This window comes from Chitinophaga oryziterrae, assembly GCF_009758125.1.
GTDB classification, from domain to species: domain Bacteria; phylum Bacteroidota; class Bacteroidia; order Chitinophagales; family Chitinophagaceae; genus Chitinophaga; species Chitinophaga oryziterrae.
The window spans coordinates 215,071-231,361 of the sequence record NZ_WRXO01000008.1; the positions used below are offsets into that span (position 1 = coordinate 215,071).

General features: G+C 44.6%; 13 protein-coding genes. 3 read left to right on the forward strand and 10 right to left on the reverse strand.

Annotation, left to right across the window (positions count from 1 at the left end):
• Window positions 1-78: 78 nt before the first annotated feature.
• The 9 genes from GO495_RS23915 to GO495_RS23955 form a co-directional block, all read right to left on the reverse strand.
• Window positions 79-726, reverse strand: a complete 648-nt coding sequence (locus tag GO495_RS23915; RefSeq protein WP_157302471.1) for a hypothetical protein — start codon at window positions 724-726, stop codon at window positions 79-81.
• A 17-nt stretch (window positions 727-743) separates the two neighbouring features.
• Window positions 744-2,900 carry a TonB-dependent receptor gene (locus GO495_RS23920; RefSeq protein WP_157302473.1) on the reverse strand — a complete coding sequence of 719 codons (2,157 nt, stop codon included), beginning with the start codon at window positions 2,898-2,900 and terminating at the stop codon, window positions 744-746.
• A gap of 380 nt (window positions 2,901-3,280) precedes the next feature.
• Entirely contained in the window at window positions 3,281-4,858 is a 1,578-nt protein-coding gene (gene atpA / locus GO495_RS23925) for a F0F1 ATP synthase subunit alpha (protein WP_089782155.1), read from the reverse strand.
• Between the two features lie 86 nt (window positions 4,859-4,944).
• A complete protein-coding gene (gene atpH, locus GO495_RS23930) occupies window positions 4,945-5,505 on the reverse strand; it encodes an ATP synthase F1 subunit delta (protein ID WP_157302475.1) in 561 nt (186 codons plus the stop codon).
• A gap of 82 nt (window positions 5,506-5,587) precedes the next feature.
• Window positions 5,588-6,082 (reverse strand): F0F1 ATP synthase subunit B, encoded by a 495-nt coding sequence (gene atpF, locus GO495_RS23935; protein ID WP_157302477.1) that lies wholly within the window; start codon window positions 6,080-6,082, stop codon window positions 5,588-5,590.
• Window positions 6,083-6,165: 83 nt separating this feature from the next.
• Window positions 6,166-6,438, reverse strand: coding sequence for an ATP synthase F0 subunit C (atpE, locus tag GO495_RS23940; RefSeq protein WP_089782152.1), 273 nt, complete (start codon window positions 6,436-6,438; stop codon window positions 6,166-6,168).
• 39 nt (window positions 6,439-6,477) lie between these two features.
• On the reverse strand, window positions 6,478-7,641 hold the full coding sequence (atpB, locus tag GO495_RS23945) for a F0F1 ATP synthase subunit A (RefSeq protein ID WP_338075459.1): 1,164 nt from the start codon (window positions 7,639-7,641) through the stop codon (window positions 6,478-6,480).
• A 124-nt stretch (window positions 7,642-7,765) separates the two neighbouring features.
• Window positions 7,766-9,439: an ABC transporter ATP-binding protein gene (locus GO495_RS23950; RefSeq protein ID WP_157302479.1), complete on the reverse strand. Its 1,674-nt coding sequence runs from the start codon at window positions 9,437-9,439 to the stop codon at window positions 7,766-7,768.
• A gap of 279 nt (window positions 9,440-9,718) precedes the next feature.
• Window positions 9,719-11,920 carry a hypothetical protein gene (locus GO495_RS23955; protein WP_157302480.1) on the reverse strand — a complete coding sequence of 734 codons (2,202 nt, stop codon included), beginning with the start codon at window positions 11,918-11,920 and terminating at the stop codon, window positions 9,719-9,721.
• A 152-nt stretch (window positions 11,921-12,072) separates the two neighbouring features.
• Between GO495_RS23955 and GO495_RS23960 the strand changes: the two genes are divergently transcribed.
• The 3 genes from GO495_RS23960 (at window position 12,073) to GO495_RS23970 (ending at window position 14,827) form a co-directional block, all read left to right on the forward strand.
• On the forward strand, window positions 12,073-12,822 hold the full coding sequence (locus tag GO495_RS23960; protein ID WP_157302481.1) for a DUF1003 domain-containing protein: 750 nt from the start codon (window positions 12,073-12,075) through the stop codon (window positions 12,820-12,822).
• A gap of 158 nt (window positions 12,823-12,980) precedes the next feature.
• Window positions 12,981-13,664, forward strand: coding sequence for a response regulator transcription factor (locus tag GO495_RS23965; protein ID WP_157302482.1), 684 nt, complete (start codon window positions 12,981-12,983; stop codon window positions 13,662-13,664).
• A gap of 116 nt (window positions 13,665-13,780) precedes the next feature.
• The gene (locus GO495_RS23970; protein ID WP_170302715.1) at window positions 13,781-14,827 is read left to right on the forward strand and encodes a sensor histidine kinase; all 1,047 of its coding nucleotides are present in this window, start codon (window positions 13,781-13,783) and stop codon (window positions 14,825-14,827) included.
• Between the two features lie 3 nt (window positions 14,828-14,830).
• On the opposite strand, the gene GO495_RS23975 is transcribed toward GO495_RS23970, so the two are convergent.
• A complete protein-coding gene (locus GO495_RS23975) occupies window positions 14,831-16,129 on the reverse strand; it encodes a porin (RefSeq protein WP_205691316.1) in 1,299 nt (432 codons plus the stop codon).
• Window positions 16,130-16,291: the final 162 nt, after the last annotated feature.

The window sequence follows — 16,291 nt, forward strand, 5'->3', positions numbered from 1 at the left end:
GAGGAAAAATAAGAACTCCGGAAAAGCCCTCTTTTCAGAGGACCGTCCGGAGTCAGGTTTTAGAGGGCGATTTTATAATTATTTGATCTGTGAAATCAGGTGTTGCGCCTGTCTTTCTCCCCAATGAGGAGCAATACTGCTGGCAGGTTTGAAAGTGCTGAACTTCTGTAAAGCAAGTTCGAATTTCTTCTTTGCTTCTGTTTTGCTGCCACCAAACTGCTCTGGTGTGTAAAACAGTGATTGCCCCTGTAAGATATATACGCGAGGGTTCTCACTATTGATCTTTGCAGCTTCGCTCTGCCAGTTAGCTGCTTCCATTCCGTATTGCTTACCCCTGCTCTGAGGATCTACACTGATACGGGAAGAAGCTATCAAAGATTTCACTACATATACTTCGTCGTTCTTAGGGCTCAGGGTATCTGCTATTGCTATATCCGCTGCTGCCTTATCTGCAATCGCATCTACTTTACTCTGATCTTTTTCAAGGAAAGCATTCATCACATTACAATATCCTGCATAATAAAAAGGCAGCCACTGTGTTTTTTCTGCTGCACCAATACGTTCGAAAGTATTAGCCAGTTCCTGCAATTTCTGAGGATTGAAATTGTTGTAATCATCGAGCATTGCGATCTGTTTGGTCATTGCTCCTTCATACTGTGCGCTCTGCGCCATAGAGACCGATGTAATACCGGCAGATAGTAATAAGGCAAATAGTATACGTTTCATAATTGTGAATTTTATAGTTACAAATTGTTGATTACATCTTGTCTTCTGTCTATACCAAAGTTCATGAACATCCCTACATAAATAAAGCGGGGTATGTTAGGTGTGATCTCTTCCCTGCGCAGCTTATCCGTTGAATAACGATAACCATATACCTGTTTGAAATTACCGATGTTACTAACAGATAATACAAAAACAGTGAACGCTTTTTTGATGCTGGTCAGGTAGCTGACAGTAAGCCCCAGTGAATTGTAGTCCATTGTTTTCTGTGTCATGAACTGATTATCCGGCAGGTTTGGATTATAGTAAGGGCGGCCTGTAGAAAAGCTATAGGTAGCGCCGAAGAAGGTAGTGATGGAAGGCACGTAGTATTTGTATACCACACTAAACGTATGCTTCGCTGCAAAATCAGGCTGCACTTCATACGGATATGTAAGGTAGTTACGCTTTGTATCCAGGTAAGAATAAGAGATCCAGTAATCCATATTCTTAAAGGTTTTATGATCGCGCCAGAACAGCTCAATCCCTTTTGCATAACCGGTACCGCCATTGCTTGTATCAGGACTGGTCTTCACCAGGTTGTGGTACTTCTTATAGAATGCTTCTACACGCAGGGTATAATTCCCTGTAATACGCTGAACGCTGGCAATATAATGCGTTGCCTTCATGTAATCCATATTGGGTTTAAAACGCAGGTATTGCTGTTCCGGCTTCTGGTAGTAATCCCCATATGCCAGGGATACCTGACTATAAGCATCCATTTTATACGCCAGTGAAACACGGGGTGCAAAATTGGTTTTTGCCAGTACAGAAGAGTGTTCTACACGACCACCTACACGGCCTACCAGCTGTGGTGTAAGATAGATATCTCCTTCTGCAAAAACCGCAGAATAGTTATCTGTGTAATTTGCGTGATAGCTGTTAAAGGCTCCTTTCTCCACACCATACTGGTATTCTCCTCCCATACGCAGGGATGAATAGTAACCGATAGATTTGGTCAACATTACCCTTGCCTGTGTTAATGAAGACAGATTATTGATTTTTGTGGGGGCAGTTTTTTCCAGTGTATCCGTATGGATATCATCTGTATTACTGCTGAATGAAAGGCCGGAACTGATGCGCCATCCTCTTCCTAATCTTTCCTTATAGGTAAGATTGGTGTAGACGTTCTGATTACGCAGCTCGAATAATTCATTATATCCCGGGTATTCCAGACTTGGATGATAAGTACCCATATGTGTCCAGTTACCGTAGCCATAAAATTTCAGCATACCGGTGGAAGAAGTTTTTCTTCTGAAGTTGGCGGAAGTACCTATGATCTCAGGGTTTACACTGGGCTTGAACTTAGACTTTACCACGTCCAGGTAAGGCCCCAGGTTGGTATAGTCAGCTTCTACCCCATAAGAACCTTTCTTGTCTTTAGACAATTCGTCTACGCCTACGCTGGCACCTATTACAGACAGACCTACAGAAGAGGAAGAACGTTCAGGCAGGTCCTGGGATTCCAGGATCAGCGCAGAGGACAGGCCCTGGCCATATTGGGCAGAGTAACCACCACTACTGAAGGTGGTTCCTTTGAACAGGAAAGGGGAAAAGCGGCCGCGGCCCGGCATATCCGGCAGGCCGGAATAGAAGGGATTACGCACCAGCAATCCGTCTATGAAGGTTTGTGTTTCATATCCGGTACCTCCACGTACAAAGAGCCCTTCACGGTCGTTTGTCTGTTGGGTACCGGGCAGTGTTTTCAGTGCATTCACAATGTCTGCACCAGCGCCGGCGGTGGATACGATATCCAGTGGTTTCAGTACGGTCCCTTTTCTTTCATCACTGGCTTCGAAACTACCCGCGGAGATGGTCACTACGTTCAGCTGACTGATGACTTCCTTTAAAACGATATTATATACCTGTGGGTTACTGAGATTTATCTTTTGTTCGAAGGGGCGGTAACCATTTAAAGTAACACTGATTATTTGTTCTCCTTTAAGATCTGTGGTAAAAGAGAAGGTCCCGTCGGCAGCACTGGAAGCTCCGTCGTATGTATCTTTTATGGCGATGTTTACGCCTGGTAATGGTCTTTTTTTGCTATCAGTGATCTTACCGGTTATTTTCTGCTGTGCCATCAGACAGACCGGTAATAAGATCAATGCGAACAGATTAAGGTTAATTATTTTCCACATAGGGGGTGTCTTGATTTTTAACAAAACTAGTTGGTCAGCGGCCGTTAATCAACTCTAAACAGGCAAACGAGGGGTAGATTACCGGTAAAAACGGGGAAATTGTCGGTTAGAAATTCTACAGATTAAAAAGCATATTGTTCACCGGCAGGTGGAAATAAAAAAGGCAGGTGAATATATAGTCAATCTAATATACTATCCTACAGGCAGAGATTACATACATCTATTTTGATTAAAGAGTAACCTTTTTATGGTGGTGCTTCGCATCATCACAAAAAAATTGAAGGGGTTTTGCAGGGCTTCGCCCTGCGCCCAAAATCAAGTCTAAATAAAGAAGGTCCGACGAATAAGCCGGACCTTCTCACAATAAAATATACTTGCGTTTATGCAAATCTTGGTTTCAGTTCACTTGCCAGAGCGGTCATACGTTTCAGGCCATCATCAGGCAGGTTGCCTTTCTTGAATTCAGCCAGCACATCAGGCAGGCGTACTTCCATTTCATGCAGGAAAGCCTCTTCGAATGCTTTTACATTCTTTACAGGAACTTCGCGCAGTAAACCGTTTGTACCCAGGTAAATCATAGCCACCTGTTTTTCTACGGCATATGGAGAGAACTGTGCCTGTTTCAGGATTTCCACGTTACGGGCACCTTTATCGATTGTTTGTCTTGTAGACGCATCCATGTCACCACCGAATTTAGAGAAAGCCTCCATTTCACGGTATTGAGCCTGGTCAAGTTTCAGGGTACCTGATACTTTCTTCATGGATTTGATCTGTGCGTTACCACCTACGCGGCTTACAGAGATACCTACGTTGATCGCCGGACGGATACCCGCGTTGAACAGGTTTGATTCCAGGAAGATCTGACCATCCGTAATGGAGATCACGTTGGTAGGGATGTAAGCAGATACGTCGGCAGCCTGTGTTTCGATGATTGGCAACGCTGTGAGGGAACCACCACCTTTAACCAGGTGTCTGATAGATTCCGGCAGGTCGTTCATTTGCTGAGCGATTTCATCTTTGCTGATCACTTTCGCTGCACGTTCGAGCAAACGGGAGTGCAGGTAGAATACGTCACCAGGGTATGCTTCACGTCCAGGAGGACGACGCAGTAACAGGGAAACCTCACGGTAAGCAACCGCCTGTTTGGACAGATCATCATAAACGATCAGGGCAGGACGACCGCTATCGCGGAAGAATTCACCGATCGCAGCACCGGCGAAAGGAGCGTAGAACTGTAATGGAGCAGGATCTGCGGCAGTTGCAGCTACAATGATGGTGTAAGCCATAGCGCCGGCTTCCTGCAGGGTTTTCATTACACCTGCAACGGTAGAGGCTTTCTGTCCGATAGCTACATAGATACAATAAACCGGTTTGCCAGCTTCGTAGAACTCTTTCTGATTGATGATAGCATCAATACAGATAGCAGTCTTACCGGTCTGACGGTCACCGATTACCAGCTCACGCTGTCCACGGCCGATAGGGATCATTGCATCGATCGCCTTGATACCTGTTTGCAGTGGTTCTTTTACCGGTTCACGGAAGAGTACACCAGGAGCTTTACGTTCCAGGGGCATTTCATACAGTTCACCAGTGATAGGGCCTTTACCATCGATAGGCTGACCCAGTGTATTTACTACGCGACCAACCATTCCTTCACCTACTTTAATAGATGCGATCTGACCTGTACGGCGTACTTTATTACCTTCTTTGATGTTTCCGGATTCTCCCATCAATACCACACCCACGTTATCTTCTTCCAGGTTCAGTGCGATTGCTTTAACACCATTCTCGAATTCAACCAGTTCACCTGAGCGAACATTGTTCAATCCATAAATACGTGCAATACCATCTCCCACCTGCAATACTGTACCTACCTCTTCCAGGTCGGCAGCAGCATTGAAGTTGCTTAGTTGCTGGCGTAATATCGCCGAAATTTCATCAGGTTTTATCTCCACCATATGTATGCTTTTTAGAAAGAGTCGTTAAATTTTAATGTTATAACGACAACAGCTTTGCGTGTACGCAGCGGCTGCTGTGAATGTTTTTATTTAATAGCAGCTACGTAGATATTCTTCGTAAACTGTTTTTTGATATCGTTCAGATCGCGTAATATAGAGGCATCATACAGGTTACCGTCTGATTCCAGCACAAAACCACCTATCAGGTCAGCATTTACTGCTGATTCCAGGTCTATCTGTTTGTCGGTCCCAGCCTGTACTTTCTTTTTAATTATATCCAGTGTGGCAGCATCTACAGCAATCGCCGTCGTGATCTTCACCTTACTGATATTCTTCAGCACATAGTACTGGCTGATAAATTCAGTAGCTATTTCCGGCAGGTTGCTTTCCCTTCCCTTCGTTACCAGTAAGGTGACAAATGCACTGGTGATTGCGTTTACTCTTTTATCGAATATAGCGGACAGGATCTGTTTTTTCTTTTCTGGTTTGATGATAGGGCTCTTCAGCAAACTTACCACATCGGCGTTCGTTTTCGACAACTGCTGGACGAACAGCATGTCTGCGTATATCGCTTCCAGCTGTCCTTTTTCAGAAGACAGATCTACCAAAGATTTCGCATACCGGGATGCTAAACGGGGATTCTGCATAATTTATATCTTGTTAGCTGTAGGCTCTGTAAACACGTAGCTCCTTATGGGAGCATTGATTCTACCTAAGGAGCGTTGTAGCTTAGTTTAATTTTATTCCTCCTGCCAGTTCTCTGATGTAACCTTCCTGTGCAGTTTTATCTGACAGTTCTTTACGCAGTACTTTCTCAGCAACTTCGATCACCAGTTTACCTACCTGGTTCTTCACGTCTGTTAAAGCGGCCATCTTCTGGTTATCAATAGCGGTATAAGCTTCGCTGATGATTTTCTTGGCTTCTGCCTGTGCCTGTGTTTTGGCTTCGCTAATGATATGATCCTTAGCATCTTTGGCTTCTTTCAGAATCTTGCTTCTTTCCGCTCTTGCTTCTGCAAGTACGTGCTCATGTTCAGCTTTCATCTGCGCCATTTCCTCTTTCACCCTTTCAGCAGTGGCGATAGATTCTGAGATGGAAGTTTCCCTTTCTTTCAATACAGAGAGAATTGGTTTCCACGCGAATTTCTTCAGTATGAGAAATACAATAATGAAAATTAACAACGAGATGGTAAACAAGCCTAACGCTGGCTGTAACAGATCCATGATTATGAATATTTATTTGGTTCGCATGTAATTGAATTACTGCATCCATCGCCCTGTGCTTTGGATGCAGTAATAAGTTTCGCTTAAAGCACAACAGCCAGCAGACCAGCGATAACGCCGAACAGGGCAACACCCTCTACCAGCGCCGCAGCCAGGATCATATTTGCACGGATATCGTTAGCAGCTTCTGGCTGACGAGCGATAGATTCCAGTGCACTTTTACCGATGTTACCAACACCAATACCTGCTGCGATAGCAGCGATACCAGCACCGATTGCACCACCAGCCTTAGCCAGTCCTGAAGCGGCCGCTGCTGCATCTGCAGATGCCTGCAGTAAAACAGTTAAAATTGCCATAATTGAAATGTGTATTTATTGTTATTACGAATAATCTGATTAATGATGTTTTTCATCGTGGCTATGTCCTTCTTCCATCACCTGGCCAATAAATACTGCCGTAAGATTTGCAAAGATGAATGCCTGTATGAATGCTACCAGTAACTCCAGCATCATCATTACAATGTTGAAGAGGATAGTGATCGGTAAGAATCCATAACCTGCAATCTGGTTCAGGGAACCAAAGATGAACACCAGGGAAATGATACTGAGGATGATAATGTGACCAGCCAGTATGTTAGCAAACAGTCGGATCATCAATGATACCGGCTTGGTGAATATACCAATGATTTCCACAGGAACCAGGATTGGCTTTACCCAGCCCGGTACGGGAGGATTCAGCGTGTGCGCCCAGAAATGCTTGTTGGAACTGAACATGGTAGCCAGGAAACTGATCAGGGCCAGCGCTGCAGTTACAGCCAGGTTACCCGTTACGTTGGCAGAGCCAGGTAATAAACCAAGAAGGTTATTGATCAATATAAAGAAGAAGATCGTTAAGATGAAAGGCGTATATCTTTCAAAGTGTTTGCCGGGGATATTAGGCTTTACCACCTCATCACGCATGAAGATGATTACCGGCTCTATCACACCCTGGAAACCTTTAGGCGCCATTTTGGAACCCCTGGTAGTATACGTTTTCGCTACAGACAACATCAGCCAGATCAGCAGGATCGCGCCAATCAGCATAGAGGTGATGTTCTTGGTCATGGAAAGATCGTAGATCACTTCATCGGTAGGCATGTCATTCGCATCAACTGCGATGATCTTGCCATCCATGTATTTGGCGGCACTCAATCCCTTTTCTTCCAGGTAATGCGCATTTACCAGGCGATAGCCTTCGTAAGCAACATGTCCGTGATGGAAATGGGAAGAAGAGAAGACCGTGAACCCTTTTACTTTACTGTAAACGATCACAGGAAGAGGCATAGTTACAGGCGAGCCGGCTATGTCCAGCAGATGCCAGTCATGGGCATCCTTAACGTGACCAAGAATTACCTCCTTGGCGTTAAAACCCTTTTTCTCTTCGTGTCCGGGAGCTGCCGCATGTTCACCATGCTCTTGAGCTGCAGGTTCCTGGGCATACGCAAACGAACAAAATCCACTTATGCTAAGAGCAACAACAAGTGCTACCAGTCTATGTTTGAACAGATTCAAGGAAATCACCGCTTTCTGAAATTTTGCGCAAAGATAGCTGATTTATTATCAAAAAGGTAGGTGACTCACAAAAAAAAGTGAAGGAATGATATTACGAATTTAACACTTTAAAAATAATAAGCATATACAACGTTTATGCTACACCTGCCTGCTTAAATTGCATACTGTGCAGTTTGTAGTAAAATCCGCCCAGTTTCAGCAGTTCTTCATGCGTGCCCATTTCCCGGATCTCCCCTTTATCCAGCACAATGATCTTGCTGGCTTTGCTGATTGTCGATAACCGGTGTGCAATGACAATTGAGGTGCGGTCTGCAATCAGTTTATCTATGGCGTGCTGGATCAGTGTTTCGGACTCGGTGTCTACAGAGGAAGTGGCTTCGTCCAGGATAAGGATAGCCGGATCATACAACAACGCCCTCACAAAAGAGATCAGCTGGCGCTGCCCCAGGGAAAGGGTACTTCCCCGCTCCATCACCTGGTAGTCATAGCCACCCGGCAACTGCATGATGAATTCGTGCATGCCTATCAGCCGGGCTGCCTGCTCTACCTGTTCCCGGGTAATACCCGTATTGCGCAGGGTAATATTCTCATATACAGAGCCGGCAAACAGGAATACATCCTGCAGCACCACGCCTATTTTGCTGCGCAGGGAACGTAAAGAGTAGTCTTTCAGGTCTGTTCCATCCATCAGGATCCGCCCCTTCTGGATTTCATATAACCTGTTTAAAATACTGATGATAGTCGTTTTACCGGAACCGGTATGCCCTACAATGGCAATTGTTTCGCCCTGGCTGGCGTGGAAATTAATATCCTTCAGTACATAATCGGCATCTTTATAGGCAAACCATACATGATCGAAGGTAATAGCGCCTTTCATAGCGGACGCGTCCTTCGTTCCGCTGTCATCAATATGGTCCTCACTGTCCATGATGCGGAACACCCTTTCACTGGCCACCATACCCATCTGCAGTGTGTTGAACTTATCTGCCAGCATACGCAGCGGACGGAATAACATATTGAGGTACATGATGAATGCGATCATCACCCCCTGACTCACCTCATAATTCAATACCTGGTTAGCTCCCCACCAAACCATAAGGCCCAGGGAGATAGCGAGGATGATTTCCACTATAGGGAAGAACACTGAATAGGCGAAAATCGCCTCTACGTTAGCTGTACGGTGTTCTTTATTGATGGTTTTGAACTTGGCGAACTCTCTTTTCTCTGCGGAAAAAGCCTGCACAATGGCTACGCCTGTCAGATGCTCCTGCACAAAAGCGTTCAGGGCGGAAACGGCGTTTCTCACTTTATAGAACGATTTATTCACGCTTTCCTTAAAGACATAAGTAGCAACGATCAGGATAGGGAAAGGGGATAAACTGATCAGCGTCAGCCGCCAGTCTGCCAGGAACATCACCCCTAATATGGCAATGATCATCAGCATATCTGCGACTATGGAAATCAGCCCTTCCGAAAATACATCGTTAATCGCTTCAATATCATTGATGGTACGGGTAGTTAAGGTACCAATGGGAGTTATATCGAAGAATGCCAGGTTCAGGTGTACGATCCTCTTGTATACCGCTACCCGCAGGTCCTTTACCACCGATTGCCCCAGCCAGTTGGTAAGATAGGAGAAATAAAACCGCATCACGGTTTCTATCAGCAATAACAGGATCTGTATGACAGTAACACCTATCAGCATCTCCATCAACTGCCCCGCAATGTATTTATCTACTGTTAACTGTATGAGGTAAGGACGCATGGGCGATATCACTGCCAGCAATACTGTCAGGAACATCGACATATAAAAAGAGCGCCTGTAAGGAACTGCAAAAGTGAATATGCGCCGTAGTAGACTAACGTTAAAAACCTTCTTGACTGCTAAATTTTCCACCGTACTATTTTCGCTATAAGCTTCCGCCTGGCATGTATTTACCGACCACCTGTTTTTACTACTTCCTTATACTTTTCTTGTGCGGAGAACGGATGCTAAGATCTGATCTGTGATCGGTAAGCAAACCTACTGCTTTTTATTTTTACAATAAAAAAACCGTCCGGGAGAAGCTCCGGGACGGTTATATTTTTACTTGTCATCTTTCATTATCTGGCGGTAGGCCTTGATGAAAATGGCTCCCAGATTTTTGTGGGGCGGCACATAGTCACTAAACAGCTCCTTATTCCTCGGATCACCGGCAAAACGTTTGCCTAATCCTGCCCACATCTCTACCCAGTCCACATTTTTACCGGCGCGGATGGTTTCGTCCAGGGCACGGATAATAGGTTCGTTTACAAAACGGGTACCTACCTGTTTAGAGGAGATGATATGTGCTTCAGGCGATTTTTCCAGTACTACCGACATATTGTGGTAACCTCCGCAGGAACCCAGCACTACTATACGGGCAGAGCTTTGCAGATTGTCCAGCGTAGTATTGATGTGATAACTGTGACCACGGTGAATGAATACAGTAGGATGAATATCGTTCTCATCCAGGTACTCACTCAGTTTCTGGATCGCTTCCTTATCATCCGGCTCTTCTATCGGCAGGTTTGCGAATATTGTGACAGGTTTCCCTTTCAGGGAAGTGATGGTAGTCCAGTATTTATTTTTGGTCACTTTCCATTCTCCACCGGGAAAGTTACTCATGAAGCTCATGTATGACTCGTGTCCGTCTTTGTCCCCGTAGAAGAATACCTGCTGATACACCCGTCCGCTATCACTCTGTAAAGAGCTGAAGGATACGAAGTTGATAGGCGGCAGTTGCAGCTTGGCAGACATTTCACTGGCTTTGGAAGAATCGTTACTTTTCTCAGTTTCAGTATCGAACAAGCTACCCAGCAGTTCATAAATCACCGTACCACGTTTTTCTTTCTTTTTAGAAACGTATACATAGTTTTTCCGTACTTCTTCGCGCAGGAAAGCCAGCAACTGAGGATCACGGATGCTGCCAAATGAGTTGGCCACGTCCACCGCATCTTCCAGGTCTTCTGTTTTCTCCAGGGCGCTTACATACTTCTTCATCAGGTAGTTAGAGTTCTCCGGAGCCATGGACTTCAGGAAATTATCCAGGGTGTTGAAACCCGCGGCCATTGCAATGAACTTCTTGAACCGGTCGAATGATACCAGCATCAGTAAGCTGTCGCCACGGGCTGGTTTCATACGGGCCATCATCTGATCGTATAGACCAGCGTTGTTATGGTTGGTATAACTGGAGGTATACAGTTCTTCCTGACCATTGATGATGAGGTAGTACAGTTCTTCCGGTGTAAAATCCTTTACAATGTGGAAACGCACGGGAGCCGGTTCTTCATGCAGGTCGTTTACTTCTCGGATGTATTTCAGTGACTTGGCCTGCATGTTCTCCATCATGGCTTTGAGCCCCATGGGACTCTCTCCGTTGTTCTTACGTTGTTGCAGGATGATGGATGATTTTACCATCTGCTTGTAGTACTGGTCGTCGTCAGCTACGGTGGCAGAGAGTTTATCTATGGTAGTAGTACCAGCCAGCAGTTCATCTATGAAAGGCAGGATACGGGTAGACTGCCCGGAGTTACCGATCTGTACGATCTGCTGTACAAGAGGGTCCTGGTTTCTTTTGATGGCAGTGGCTATGGGCGTATAAGACGTTGCGTAAGTCAGGATCTGGTTAGGATACTTTTTGGCTACGGCAGCTATAATAGAGTCTGTAGCCGGATAATCCAGGTAATTCCCGATTTCGGTCATTACTGTTTCCAGGTGATTGAAGGCATATTTTGCGAACATCACGCCCGTGGCGTCTTTATAACCAGGATTATCCTTGAATGACCCAATCATCTTTTCCCCCGCGTCGAAAGACAAGTTCTGGATGTAGGGCAGGATGCTTTGTCCTTTGATATCGGCATGCATCATATCCCTGTAAGCCTTTACCATACTGGGGGCCTCTTCCGGAGCTATTCTGCGATAGGAACGTTTTACATTATAATCGTGCAGCATAATATACAGACCGGAGAGGTACTTGATCTTTAAACGGTGATCAAGGCTGCTGTCCAGCTCTATTTCATTCTGCATATCGTCTACCTGTTTGATCAGGGCATTGGTCACCTGCAGGTTGATCGTCTGGTCGTCAGACACCTGTACAAGGTCATCCGCTTTGCCGTCAAACTTTTTAGCGGCCAGTTGTTCTTTGTCGATATTATCATGGAAACCAATACGACCGATAGGAATCTCTATCTTTTGAGTTGATGTTTGCGCATGTAAAAGGCTACCCGAAAAAGCAGCCAGCAATAAGATAACTATAAATCTTTTCATTAATATAAATGTGCTTTTCACTTACTTGATAAAGCTATAATAGCAAATTTACTACCAAAATACCAGATAGTTGTAAACAGGCCTTTACAGCTTATTAATACGCTATTAGCATTAAATTGAATTAATTTCGCATTCTCCAAGTTATTCAGTTTATGCAAAGTTTCGTCAGCGACCTCTCTGGTAAAGAGTTTCCTATTTCAGAAAAAGTACATTGCCGTACTATCCGTAAGCCTTTAATGGACATTATCCGGAAAGAGCATCCTCATATCACCCAGAAGTCCAATCTGTCCATTTCTGAGCTCAACCCATACCGGCAGCAGTATTTCGAGGGACTATTCTCCAAGGAAATAGATGAATTGACCCAGTTACAAAAGACCGTGGTGGAAAAACTGAGGGATCATCAGACCCTGACAGACAAACTGGATGCTGGGGAAGATGAAGGCCCCATGACCTTCGGACAACATATTGCGGATAAGATTGCCACTTTTGGCGGTAGCTGGACGTTCATCCTCTCTTTCCTCTTTTTTATCCTGGTATGGATAGGCGCCAATATTTATATATTGATGAATAAAGGCTTCGATCCCTACCCCTTTATCCTGTTGAATCTGATCCTTTCCTGCCTCGCTGCCTTACAGGCACCTGTGATTATGATGAGCCAAAACCGGCAGGAAGAGAAGGACCGTCTCCGTTCAAAGAACGATTATATGATCAATTTGAAGGCAGAACTGGAATTAAGGGTGCTACACGAGAAGATGGACCACCTCCTGATTCATCAGCAGCAAGACATGCTGGAGATGCAGCAAACCCAGATCGAGATGCTGAACGAAATGACAAATGCTTTGAAGAAGATGGCGGGAGACAATGGTAATCACAAGCATACGAATAAGGATCAGGTAGTATAGCTGTTAAGGATGTCATGAAAAAAGCGTAAATTTAGGTACCATACTCCATGTCAGGGTTGTGTCATGTGACCGAATTAACAATTACATAATGTTAAATTTCCATTAATAGCGGAGCCTGCGATATAATTTTGTGTCGTCTTTAAAAAACGTCAAAGTATATGATAGACCAAGCGGTAGTAGGAAAAATTTTAGTGGTGGATGATGAATTGGACATTCTCGAAATTATAAGTTACAATCTCAAATCAGCAGGATATGATACTGTAACCGCTAAAGATGGCAGCGAGGCTATTCAGAAAGCAAAGGTGTTTCGTCCCGACCTGATCATGCTGGATATCATGATGCCGAACAAGAACGGTATTGATACCTGCAGAGAGATCAGAAAGATTCCGGAATTTAAAGATACGATGGTGCTGTTCCTCACAGCCCTCAATGATGAGAAATCAGAAATAGACGGCTTAAACATGGGTGCAGACGATTATATCGCCAAACCTATTAAACCCAAATTACTGGTAAGCCGCATCAATGCCCTCTTCCGCCGCCTTCACAAACCGGAAGAAATGCAGGTACACCTGGGAGACCTGATCATCGATCGTGAGAAATTTACTGTTACATACAAAGGTCTGGAAATCATCCTGGCAAAGAAAGAATTTGAACTGTTACAACTGCTTGCCTCTAAACCGGGCCGCGTATTCCTCCGTAACGAAATACTGAACCAGGTATGGGGTACAGAGGTAATCGTAGGCGATCGTACCATCGATGTGCACATCCGGAAAATACGTCAGAAAATAGGAATCGACCTTATCACCACCGTGAAAGGTGTTGGGTACAAGTTCGAAATGTAGGATGTTCTCTTTTTAAGCAAAATGCCGGAAGCCTAAGGCTTTCCGCAGTGTGAGTTATGTCAAGTGAAAAAATTGGATTAATTTCCCGGTATTATAAGAATTACTCACTATGGAGTATGTTTAAAGCAAAGAACCTTTCCCCACAAAAACTGGCAGGTTTTACTGCCCTGATACTATCAGGTATTATCACGTTAGGTACAGCATTAATTGATGCTGACTGGAAGATAATCCTGACGGCCTTTACCCTTACCTTCCTGGTATCGTACTACCTGTATCTTTATACGTTACAGAACTTTATCTACCGGAAAATAAAACTGATCTACAAATTCATCTATCAAACCAAAGCCTCTAAACGTGAGGATTTCTTTAACAAGAATATCCTTCCTTTAAAGACAATTGAAGAAGTAAGTGAAGATGTGGAGAAATGGGCCAGTCAGAAAAAAGAAGAACTGGATATGCTTCGCAGGAACGAAGAGTTCCGTAAAGAGTTCCTGCTTAACCTCAGCCATGAGCTGAAAACGCCCATTTTTGCGGTACAGGGATACATCCATACCTTGCTGGATGGCGCCCTGGATGATCCCAGTGTGAATAAGCTGTTCCTGAAAAACGCGACCAAAAACATCGACAGGCTTTGCCGCCTGATTGATGATCTGGATGAGATCTCCAAACTGGAAAGCGGGGAAATGACGATCAACAAAGAGAACTTCACTATACAGGAGCTGATCAAAGACGTATTTGATACTTTATCTCTTAAAGCCAATACCAAAGGGATTAAATTCCAGGTAAAGAAGGGCTGTGAGGCACCTATCCATGTACAGGCGGATAAAGAAAAAGTACGGCAGGTACTGATTAACCTGGTAGATAATTCTATTAAGTATGGCCGTCCCGACGGGCATACTGTTGCAAGTATCTATGTGATGGATGATAAACGTGTACTGGTAGAGATCTCCGACGATGGTATCGGGATGTCGGAAGAACACCTCCCACGTGTGTTTGAACGTTTCTATCGCACAGACAGGGCCAGGAGCCGGGATATTGGCGGTACCGGCTTAGGGTTGGCCATCGTTAAACACATCATTGAAGCGCACGACCAGACGATCAATATCCGGAGTAAACCAGAGATCGGTTCCACATTTGGTTTTACACTTGAATCAGGAGAATAGTATTCAGAAGCGGTATTGCAACCTGCAGGTAAATACATTGTCTTTTACATCTGAAGTATAACCGGTTAAGGAAGTACTTTCATTCTTTACGATGTCGTAGTACAACATCAGTTTCATATGTTCATCCAGGTAGTAAATGTAACCGGCGCCAAAGGTATCGTAACGGATATCTCCTTCTGTGAAATCAGCGCCCAGTTGTCTCCCTTTTACTTTTGAATTCGGATCGTACCAGTCATATTTTAATACCAGTTGGTGAAACGGACTGCCTAAGTTCTGTAAAAAATAAAAGTAAGCCCCAGTGAAATTGCGGATGTATAACGGGGCATTCTTTGTGCCTGTCATGGGAATGCTCCCCGGCGTTTCAGTACTGGCGGCGGTAGCGGTTTGTAGTCCTTTTATGAATTCTCCCCTTATCTCTGTAAATCCTTTATCCTTTCCATTCGGGATCTTCAATTGTATATCTGCGCCATAGTAATGACGGGGTGCGATCTTCCCGATGTTAGCGGTGGACGAATCTACTTTGAATACGTTGTTATTCATTGTGTAGATGTATTGGGTAAACTGTTCCATACCACCATACAGACAGGATATAGCACCAGACAGAAGCCAGTTATTGAATATTGTTTGAGGCTTGACAGCTATACGGGAGATGAAATCCTTATGACTGTCAAAGTCGCTGGTAGCCGTAAGTCCCTGGCCATTGAACAATCCTGCATCTATTCTTATGAACCTCAGCGGATGTGTTGCTTCCCTAGGTTCAAAGGAGATCATGGCACCCAAATCCCTTTCCGTTTTCATCAGGATCTGCGACATACGCCCGCGTTCCGGTGTTTCCCTATCTGCAGAGGCCAGATTTACCTCATAGCTGAAAGGACGACCGAACATACCAGCGGTAACAGAGAACACGTTCCAGTGGTTTTCGAATACGCGGCCAAAGAAATCACGGATAAATACCCCTCTTTCTGTTCCATCGAACTGAAAGGCAAACTGTACTTTCGGCATCTGATGATCATCGTAGCGGGAATAATCTAAGCGAAAACGGCCACGGCGGAGCGTAAAGCGATTGTTTACGTGAGCAGGAAAGTCTCCCCCGTCATAACTTTTTATACCCTTATCCTGAGCATATTGAAACTGGGGTTGGAGATAACCACTGAAACGCAGCGCGTCATATTTCTGATAAAGGGAGAACATTCCCTTACCCAGGCTTTTGGTAGTGTCGATCATGTCTGTAAGGAACTGGGCCTTCAGCGCATTAGAAAACAACAATAGCAGGCCAAGGGCCGGCAGATGTTTGAGCCGCATTGCAAAGGTAATTTGCCGCAAAGCAAAGAAAAATAATTAACAATAAGGTAATGGAAAATAATAGGTTCTCTCAGGATATTATCGTAACCAATTTGGGTAGAGGGCATTGCCCTGCACCCCTTCTCCAATTTTTTATGTGATGGTGCTTCGCACCACCACATA

What these genes read in the sequence shown, in the direction of transcription:
- atpF (WP_157302477.1), bottom strand. Translation starts at nt 6,082, where the DNA reads ATGGATCTGTTACAGCCAGCGTTAGGCTTGTTTACCATCTCGTTGTTA.
- GO495_RS23965 (WP_157302482.1), top strand. Translation starts at nt 12,981, where the DNA reads ATGATAGACCAAGCGGTAGTAGGAAAAATTTTAGTGGTGGATGATGAA.
- GO495_RS23975 (WP_205691316.1), bottom strand. Translation starts at nt 16,129, where the DNA reads ATGCGGCTCAAACATCTGCCGGCCCTTGGCCTGCTATTGTTGTTTTCT.
- GO495_RS23950 (WP_157302479.1), bottom strand. Translation starts at nt 9,439, where the DNA reads ATGTCGATGTTCCTGACAGTATTGCTGGCAGTGATATCGCCCATGCGT.
- GO495_RS23970 (WP_170302715.1), top strand. Translation starts at nt 13,781, where the DNA reads ATGTTTAAAGCAAAGAACCTTTCCCCACAAAAACTGGCAGGTTTTACT.
- GO495_RS23920 (WP_157302473.1), bottom strand. Translation starts at nt 2,900, where the DNA reads ATGTGGAAAATAATTAACCTTAATCTGTTCGCATTGATCTTATTACCG.
- atpE (WP_089782152.1), bottom strand. Translation starts at nt 6,438, where the DNA reads ATGGCAATTTTAACTGTTTTACTGCAGGCATCTGCAGATGCAGCAGCG.
- atpA (WP_089782155.1), bottom strand. Translation starts at nt 4,858, where the DNA reads ATGGTGGAGATAAAACCTGATGAAATTTCGGCGATATTACGCCAGCAA.
- GO495_RS23960 (WP_157302481.1), top strand. Translation starts at nt 12,073, where the DNA reads ATGCAAAGTTTCGTCAGCGACCTCTCTGGTAAAGAGTTTCCTATTTCA.
- GO495_RS23955 (WP_157302480.1), bottom strand. Translation starts at nt 11,920, where the DNA reads ATGAAAAGATTTATAGTTATCTTATTGCTGGCTGCTTTTTCGGGTAGC.
- GO495_RS23915 (WP_157302471.1), bottom strand. Translation starts at nt 726, where the DNA reads ATGAAACGTATACTATTTGCCTTATTACTATCTGCCGGTATTACATCG.
- atpH (WP_157302475.1), bottom strand. Translation starts at nt 5,505, where the DNA reads ATGCAGAATCCCCGTTTAGCATCCCGGTATGCGAAATCTTTGGTAGAT.